Here is a 7086-nt window from a genome sequence, read left to right on the forward strand (position 1 = left end):
CAGCGGACCTCGCCGCCGGCCGGGGCCCGTTCATCGGGATGACCATGGGCGCGGTTGGCGGAGCCGCGGGAACTTCCGGCGTGGCCGGCGCCTCAACCACGGGCGTTTCGTTGCCTCCGGCGATGATGGCCTTCAGGTTGAGCTTAGGCGGCTTTGACATGGGGGATGGCTTTCGTTCGGGTTTCGACCCAGTCCCAGAGGCGGCGGATTTCGCCGGCGGCGGGCCCGGTCGGGTTGAACTCGGTGACGCCCTGGCCCATGCCGATGGCGTCCTGGTGGTCATTGCGCATGACCACATTCACCGGTGAGATCAGTCCGAGGACGGCAAGCCCCTCGGCCGTGTCGCGCACCCGGTAGCTCTTGGGCGGGGTCTGGTTCAGCACGAAGGCGAACGGCTTTTCGAGGCGCTGCAAGGCGCCAAGGGTCGGCTTGAACGCCCGGAGATCCGCCGGGGTCGGCCGGCATGGCACCAGACACAGGTCGGCCGCGCGCATGGCAGAAACGGTGCCCGGGTTGTCGACGCCCGGCGTATCGATGAAGACGTAGTTGTAGCCGGACTTGCGGAGCTGCTCGACCACGGCCTGCAGACGGGCGGCGTCGATCTGCGCCACCTCCGGTCCCTCGGCGGTGCGGTTGGAGACCCAGTCGCTCGCCGTGGCCTGCCGGTCCATTTCGAGGATGCAGACGGTGTGGCCGGCTTCCTGGGCGGCGACGGCGAGCGAGATGCACAGCGTGCTCTTCCCGCTGCCGCCCTTCTGCGTCACGAAGGCAATGGTGCGCATGGGCGCTCCTTTGGTCCTGTTGTCCTTGGTTCCTGGCATCCTGTGATCCTGCTATCCGGTTACGTTCCTCTGATCCTGTGATCGGAGGATGCCAGGACCACAGGATGGACGGCAATGATTAACAGTCGGTAAAGTCCTTTGAGTGTCTGATCCTGTGACAACAGGGTCACAGCGTCAAAGGATACCATGATCCTGTGACCCGGTGATCAAAGGTGCGCGCCGTGCACCCGTCCCGTGATCCTGTAGTCCTTTGATCCTGTGACCGCAGGGATGTCACCTGAGGTTAGGGCGATGCGCATAGCTTGCATCCGAAATGGAATCTCGTCAGGCCTTGACCTTCGGGCGCGGCTCACGCCAGATCTGCCTTAACGGCAGTTGGGCAGGGGTCTCATCGCAAATGAGAGACATGTTTTCAGGATTTTTACAGATCATTCTGGGGGTTTTGTTCGTTGTCGTCTATTTCCCAGGCGGAACGATCCTTATGGCCCTTTCCTGTAATCATAGCCGGTTGTCTGGGCTCGACTGGGTCCTTTCGGTCGTTATTCCGGCCTACGGGCTCATCAAGTCGGTGTTCTCCAGCTCATGCTGATCCGTGCATTCCTCGTCGCAATCGCTGTCCTCGGCACGTTCGCAAATCCTGCATTTTCTCAGGCGCAATGCCGGTTCGATCCGCAGAAGGCGGAGCGACTTCGCTTTTTCCTGTGCGGCGGAACAGCGCCTGAGCCAGAGTACCGCATGACCGGGCCAGGTTGCATCCAGCGGTCGATGTCGGCCCGCCTCAGCGATACGGCGATTCAGGCGCACATCTACCGCCTGTGTGGTGATGCGGCGTTCGCCGATCGCCTGCTTGAGGGCGTGCGTGGCGGTCTGAGACCGCTGGAGATGTTGGCGGTCTGCGCGGGGGAGCCGGTGAATGTCGCCCGAATGCTCGAGCAGCAAATCGCGTCTGCGGCAACCCGGCTGGCTGGCGCGAGCTGCAATGCCGAACTCCGCAGCATCTCGCAGCAGAAGAAGCCTGAGCTGGAGCGCAACACGGCATTTTCACTCGACCCTGCCAACCACCGCACCATTTTTGAACGCCTTGGTGTGTTGGTGGACAGTGGCGGTAATATCCGCGACCGGTAGCATCCTTGCGCGCTCAACGGGGGCATCACATCCTGTGATCCAATGATGACAGGATCGGTGATCGTCCTCAGCGTTTCAAGCGTTTAAGCCCAGTCTCGGCGTGGCCCGCGTTCAGCTCGATACCCAGCGCGTGGCGCCCCAGTGCCTGCGCGGCAACCAAGGTTGAGGCTGACCCGGCGAAGGGGTCGAACACCAGGTCACCGGGCCTGGTGTAGGCTGCGATCAGCAATGAGAGAGCCGGGACCGGCTTCTGGGTCGGATGCAGACGGTTGCCGGTGTAGGGGAACGGGACCACGTCGTCCGGCGGGCTCGCGGGTAGGGCAGGGCGGCCCTTGGCGAGCAGGTAGGCGGCTTCATGACGAGCAGCGGTGAACCGCGAGGAGGAGGCGTAACGCTTGGCGAACACCAGGTGCCCCACCGGCCGGAATCCGGCCGCGCGCCAGGCGGCCATGAAGGTGTCGACAGCCTGCCAGCCGTAGAAACTCACACACAGACTGTCGTCTTTCAGCAGGCGGTAGGCCTCGGCAAAGGCGGGTACCAGCCAGTCCCCGTCGCGGTCGTTCGCCACGGTACGGCCGGACCGATCGCGGTAGCGCACGAGATAGGGCGGGTCGGTGAGGATGAAATCCACGCTCCCACTTGGCAGGGTGGGCATAACTGCGAGGCAGTCGCCGTGGATGACCGTGTTGCGGGGCAGGGCAGAGGCTTCCGCGCCGGCGATGCGAGCCTGGGGGCGGAAGCGCCGATGAAACCGGCTCATGCGCTCACCTCCGGCGACACAGGGTCACCGACTGGGTCCGTGATGAAGTCGTAGATCTCGTCGGGGCCGGCGCAGAAGTGCCGGTCACCGAAGCACTGCCAGAGGTACTGGGCGATGTCCTCGGCAGTCTGCATGTCCCGTGCGGTCAGCTCGAGCGTCAAGGTACGGCCGATCAGGACGTTCACCTTGAAGCGGGGGAGGGGGCTCATGCCCCCACCTCCGCGGTTGGCGTATCGCTGGGGGTCTTGGCCTTGCGCGGCAGGATCACCAGGCGGGCGTCGCTGCTGAACGGAATGGCCTTCAGGCTGAGGTTGAACCCGTCGCCTTTGCTGTGTTTCCAGAGGGCGCCGATCTCGGTCCAGACGGCGTTATCTTTCTCGCCTTCCACCATGAAGAGCGCGTGGCTCGGGCGGTTGGGTTGGCTGTTGGTCATGTTGGGGATCTCCCGTTGGTTTTTGCCGTCCGCGCCTGTCGCAGCCGGTCGGGTGACTCAGGGGGCCAGGCTGATGGAACGGGCTGCAACGGAGGGTCCGGCCGAGGGCCCCGCTCGCGGGATACGGCTGGATGCCTTGCGGAACGGGCCGCCTGGTCCACACCCGACCGGACCTGGCTGCGACTGCGCCGGCCGGATCAATGGGAGAGCCTGACCAATCGTTAGGCCAAGTGCTCGATATCGCTCGGCGGTGGTTCGGTTCGAGCTAGCAGTCGACCAGATAGGTATCGACTACGGCAACCTCGCAAGGAGGCGCGGATGCCTGTTGTGCCTAAAAGAAATGCCAGTCCTTGGTGCGCTCGGGTATTGGCGACGATAGGGCCGTCATCAGGCAAAGCTGCGGGACAACAAGAACAGGGGGGTCCGGGATGATGCGAATATTGCGCCCCGACCTAAAAGGGGGATGACTGATAATTGCCAGAACGGCAAAATATGGGGGGACAACCATGTCGATGCTGCCAATCGGTACGATCGTGCAGAGCTTCTTGCCGCTCGAAATTTTCCTGAAGCTCCAGGAAGGAAACTCGCGCTGGGTAGTAGCTGACGGGAGCAAGATGCCCGACGGTAGGCTGCGCGAACTGGTCAAGCGAGAAGCGGACTACTTCGCGGAGTTCCACCACGACGGAAGCATCATCGTCCCGGATCTGCGTGGGGTCTTCCTTAGGGGGCATAATCAGGGGCGCGCCGATCAGGGCGATCCTGATGGAGAAAAGCGCAAGATTGGCAGCTTCCAGAGCGACGACCTGGGGCGCCATGACCATTGGGTCTCCAAGACCTATCCGAATCTGCCGAATGCTCCTGACAAGGATGCGGGACGTCGGACATTGGGCACCGTCGGCTGGGACGGCTATGAGGATGCGCGAACAAAGTTCGCTGGAGGGGACGAGACGCGCCCGAAGAACGTTGCCGTCAATTTTTTCGTGCGGATTGACTAGGGCGCTCTGATATCGCGTCCCGCCAGGGAAGCCGCGTTGCAACGGTGCAGCGCGGACCTTGGAACAACCGGAGGCGGTTTGGGGAATGGCCATGCCATTTCGCCCGGGCAATGTATCAGCATGAATGGACAGGTGAGCTGATGGGCTACTGGGAGCAAACGGGTGCGGACAACCTCCGCCTGCGCGAACAGCGCGCGCGCCGGCCCCGATGGCTGCGGTTCGACCCCACCTTGCTCATCGCCATTCCGGTCGCCGCGCTGATCTGGGGGCTTCTGGTCTGGCAGGTCTGGGACTTCTTCTCCCGCTAAACCGCATCCTGACGCGGCCCGCGGGCTACGATTTCAAGGACGCCGTCGGGGAGCGGGCGTTGCAGCTCCTTGGCTTCGGTCCAGGGCGACTTTAGCCAGACGTCCCGTTCCTCGGCCGTGGTCAGGATGACTGGCATGGCCTTCGGGTGAATGGCGCCCACCACGTCATTGGGGTCGCAGGTCAGGAACGCGAACAGATCCGCGGTGACCTCGCCCTCCTTGGCTTTGCGCACGCTGGTCCAACTGGTCCAGATCCCGGCAAAGCAGGCGAGAGGCCGGCTCTCATCGAACGCAAACCACGCGGGCACCTTCTTGCCCTCAGCCGTGGTCTCGTACTCGGAAAAGCTCGTCCAGGGCACGAGGCACCGGTGCTCGGTCCCCAGCCAGCGACGCCAGTGGGGCGACGCCACGTTGCGCACGTTGGTAACACCGGGATCGGCGGTCCTCCCCTTCAGAGCAAATGCCGGTGAGGGCATGCCCCAGCGCGCCATGGCCAACTCGCGCGCGCCCTCCTGCATCCGCACGATCGGCGCCGCGTAGTCCGGGAATATCCCGGGCAGGGGAGGGAGGTTGCCGGTCTGATCCCGCATGGCGCCGGTCAGCTCGCGGATCGCCTGCTGGCCCTTGGTCAGGGCGTAGAGATTGCACATGGGGGGTCTCCGCCGCAGAGCCCCTAGCCTGACCCTACCGGTGGCAGCCAGTGTCAACGTCCAGGCCGACTCGATCAACGTCCCGGCAAGCGGTCAAAAGCGAGGGGGCCGGGTCCAGAAAGCCCGGATCGCCACCTCCCGGCCGCCGCAGACGCTACACCGCAGCTTGTGACGGTAGACGAGATCCTCCATCCGATCTGCCGGACTGACCCGCATGCGCCGCCAGGTCAGGTAGGCATAGTTGCGGCAGCGCCCGTCAAGGCAGTGGACCCACGCGCCCTGCACACCTTCGCTCATCAGGAGCGAGACTGTGAGCCGCGGCGGCATCAGGGCAGCTTCAGGGTATCGATCGCTCCATAGAACCGCTGGCCCTTCACATAGCCGAACGACGTGGTCCGCGCCCGATCCAGCGCCAGCACCGCAATGTCCTCCAGGAGGGCCCGGATGGCCTGCCGGGGGTCCCCGCCGAATTCGGCCAGAACCTCGGTCACGTCGTCCTCGGTGATGGCTTCGGCCGCGATCTCTCGCGCCGTGCACTGCCGCGCGGTCATGGTCGCTCTCCCTCAGAATGTTCCCTTTATGTTCTTACTGCGTCTGTGATGCAAGCCGGGCCTTCTGAGGGGAGAGACCCAACTCCGGCTGTGGCAAGGAGACCATAGCGGTGTGCCAAGGATGCACGCATCCTGACCACCTGAGGCGACAGAGGTCCGCCGATCGCCCTAGCATCATTCATGTTTCGCCGACGCGCGCTTGCGGCTGTGCCGGTCCTGCTCGGGCTCGGCTGGGCCGTGCTGCCCTCGGCGCCTGAAGCGCAGGATTGGAATTTCAGCACGGTGGCCAACATTTCCGCGACGATGGGGGTGAGTGACGGGCGGCTGTGTCTCGGGGAGGCGAGTCGTCAGGACCTCGGCTGTCCCACCTATGCGCCATATGTCGATGGCGCGACGGGCAATGTGGGGATCAAGACGACCAATCCCAGCTCGACGCTACACCTTTATGATACTGGCGATGTTTCCCCGGGCGGATCGGCCGGCCTGACGATTGGTCCCACCAATGGAACCAATCTCGGCATCGACGCTAACGAAATTATGGCCCGCGCCAATGGTAGCGCCTCAACTCTCTTTCTAAACAATGACGGGGGGGCAGTTTTCATAAATGGCTCAACTTCGGCTCCCCGGGTTGGAATTGGCCTTGTGGCTACGCCTTCCGCCTCGCTGCATATTTCAGGTACCCTTCGCCTTGCCTCTGGCGGCGAGGCCTGCGACGCCAACCGCACCGGCGCCATACGCTATACGGCCGGCGATTTCTCCGTCTGCCGCAACGGCTCCTCATGGGAAACGCTGACAGCCATTGCCGGCGGCGGTACGCCCGACCGCATCACCAGCGGCACCAGCGCCGTGGTTGTGAACAGCGCGACCAGCACCGTGAGCATAACACTGGCCGGGGTCACGCGGTCAGCGTTCAACAGCTCGGGCGTCGGCCTGGGCATGGATCCCTGGACCGGCTACTCAATGACGGCGTCCGGTACGGCCATTGTCATCGGCGCCGACTCTACCTTGACAAATGCGGCTCAGCTCCAGCTCAGAGGCAGCACCACGTCGGGTGCAGCCGACCTCGGGGGAGGGCTAAGCTTCCATGGCTATGATGGCACCAGCACCCGGATTTTCGCGTCCGTCCAAGGCCTGAAGGAGAACAGTACGGTCGGAAACACGGAGGCATATTTGCGGTTTTCAACCCGCCAGACCGCCTCCTTGTCAGAGCGCATGCGCATTACCAGCACGGGGAACGTAGGGATCAGCACAACCAACCCCAACGCTAAGCTCGAAGTCGTCGGCCGCGTGAGCGCGTCCGTCGTGCAAGTCAACGACGACGGTGCGGGCTGCACGACCGGCACCCTTGGAACCATTTGTGAAATCGCGTGCAAGAACCACCCCCTGCTGGGCTGGTTTCGCGTCCAATAACCACCCCTGCTGAGGCCATAGCGCACGATCCTTTCCGTTTTCGGGAAGGGTCCAGGGATGACGGGTGTGGAG

General features: G+C 63.6%; 10 protein-coding genes. 4 read left to right on the forward strand and 6 right to left on the reverse strand.

All coding sequences use genetic code 11. The features are described from left to right. Positions 1-143: 143 nt before the first annotated feature. Positions 144-782 (reverse strand): division plane positioning ATPase MipZ, encoded by a 639-nt coding sequence (locus ACJ4V0_RS20775; protein WP_448301522.1) that lies wholly within the window; start codon positions 780-782, stop codon positions 144-146. Between the two features lie 582 nt (positions 783-1364). Here ACJ4V0_RS20775 and ACJ4V0_RS20780 point away from each other — a divergent pair. Then, the gene (locus tag ACJ4V0_RS20780) at positions 1365-1907 is read left to right on the forward strand and encodes a hypothetical protein (RefSeq protein WP_448301523.1); all 543 of its coding nucleotides are present in this window, start codon (positions 1365-1367) and stop codon (positions 1905-1907) included. A gap of 67 nt (positions 1908-1974) precedes the next feature. On the opposite strand, the gene ACJ4V0_RS20785 is transcribed toward ACJ4V0_RS20780, so the two are convergent. From ACJ4V0_RS20785 to ACJ4V0_RS20795, 3 genes are read right to left on the reverse strand one after another with little or no spacing between them, the layout of a single operon-like run. Then, positions 1975-2667 carry a DNA methyltransferase gene (locus tag ACJ4V0_RS20785; RefSeq protein ID WP_448301524.1) on the reverse strand — a complete coding sequence of 231 codons (693 nt, stop codon included), beginning with the start codon at positions 2665-2667 and terminating at the stop codon, positions 1975-1977. Then, positions 2664-2876, reverse strand: a complete 213-nt coding sequence (locus ACJ4V0_RS20790; RefSeq protein ID WP_448301525.1) for a hypothetical protein — start codon at positions 2874-2876, stop codon at positions 2664-2666. Before ACJ4V0_RS20790 ends, ACJ4V0_RS20785 begins: the two co-directional genes overlap by 4 nt. Continuing rightward, positions 2873-3100 carry a hypothetical protein gene (locus ACJ4V0_RS20795; protein WP_448301526.1) on the reverse strand — a complete coding sequence of 76 codons (228 nt, stop codon included), beginning with the start codon at positions 3098-3100 and terminating at the stop codon, positions 2873-2875. Before ACJ4V0_RS20795 ends, ACJ4V0_RS20790 begins: the two co-directional genes overlap by 4 nt. A 506-nt stretch (positions 3101-3606) precedes the next feature. Here ACJ4V0_RS20795 and ACJ4V0_RS20800 point away from each other — a divergent pair. Next, positions 3607-4095, forward strand: coding sequence for a hypothetical protein (locus tag ACJ4V0_RS20800; protein ID WP_448301527.1), 489 nt, complete (start codon positions 3607-3609; stop codon positions 4093-4095). Positions 4096-4235: 140 nt separating this feature from the next. Continuing rightward, positions 4236-4403, forward strand: coding sequence for a hypothetical protein (locus ACJ4V0_RS20805; protein ID WP_448301528.1), 168 nt, complete (start codon positions 4236-4238; stop codon positions 4401-4403). Here ACJ4V0_RS20805 and ACJ4V0_RS20810 read toward each other — a convergent pair. Beyond that, positions 4400-5053, reverse strand: a complete 654-nt coding sequence (locus ACJ4V0_RS20810) for an SOS response-associated peptidase (RefSeq protein ID WP_448301529.1) — start codon at positions 5051-5053, stop codon at positions 4400-4402. The genes ACJ4V0_RS20805 and ACJ4V0_RS20810 overlap by 4 nt on opposite strands. 326 nt (positions 5054-5379) lie before the next feature. Beyond that, entirely contained in the window at positions 5380-5604 is a 225-nt protein-coding gene (locus ACJ4V0_RS20815; protein WP_448301530.1) for a hypothetical protein, read from the reverse strand. Between the two features lie 180 nt (positions 5605-5784). Between ACJ4V0_RS20815 and ACJ4V0_RS20820 the strand changes: the two genes are divergently transcribed. Then, positions 5785-7014 (forward strand): hypothetical protein, encoded by a 1230-nt coding sequence (locus ACJ4V0_RS20820; protein ID WP_448301531.1) that lies wholly within the window; start codon positions 5785-5787, stop codon positions 7012-7014. The last annotated feature ends 72 nt before the right edge of the window (positions 7015-7086 follow it).

Source organism: Phreatobacter aquiterrae, from assembly GCF_053471285.1.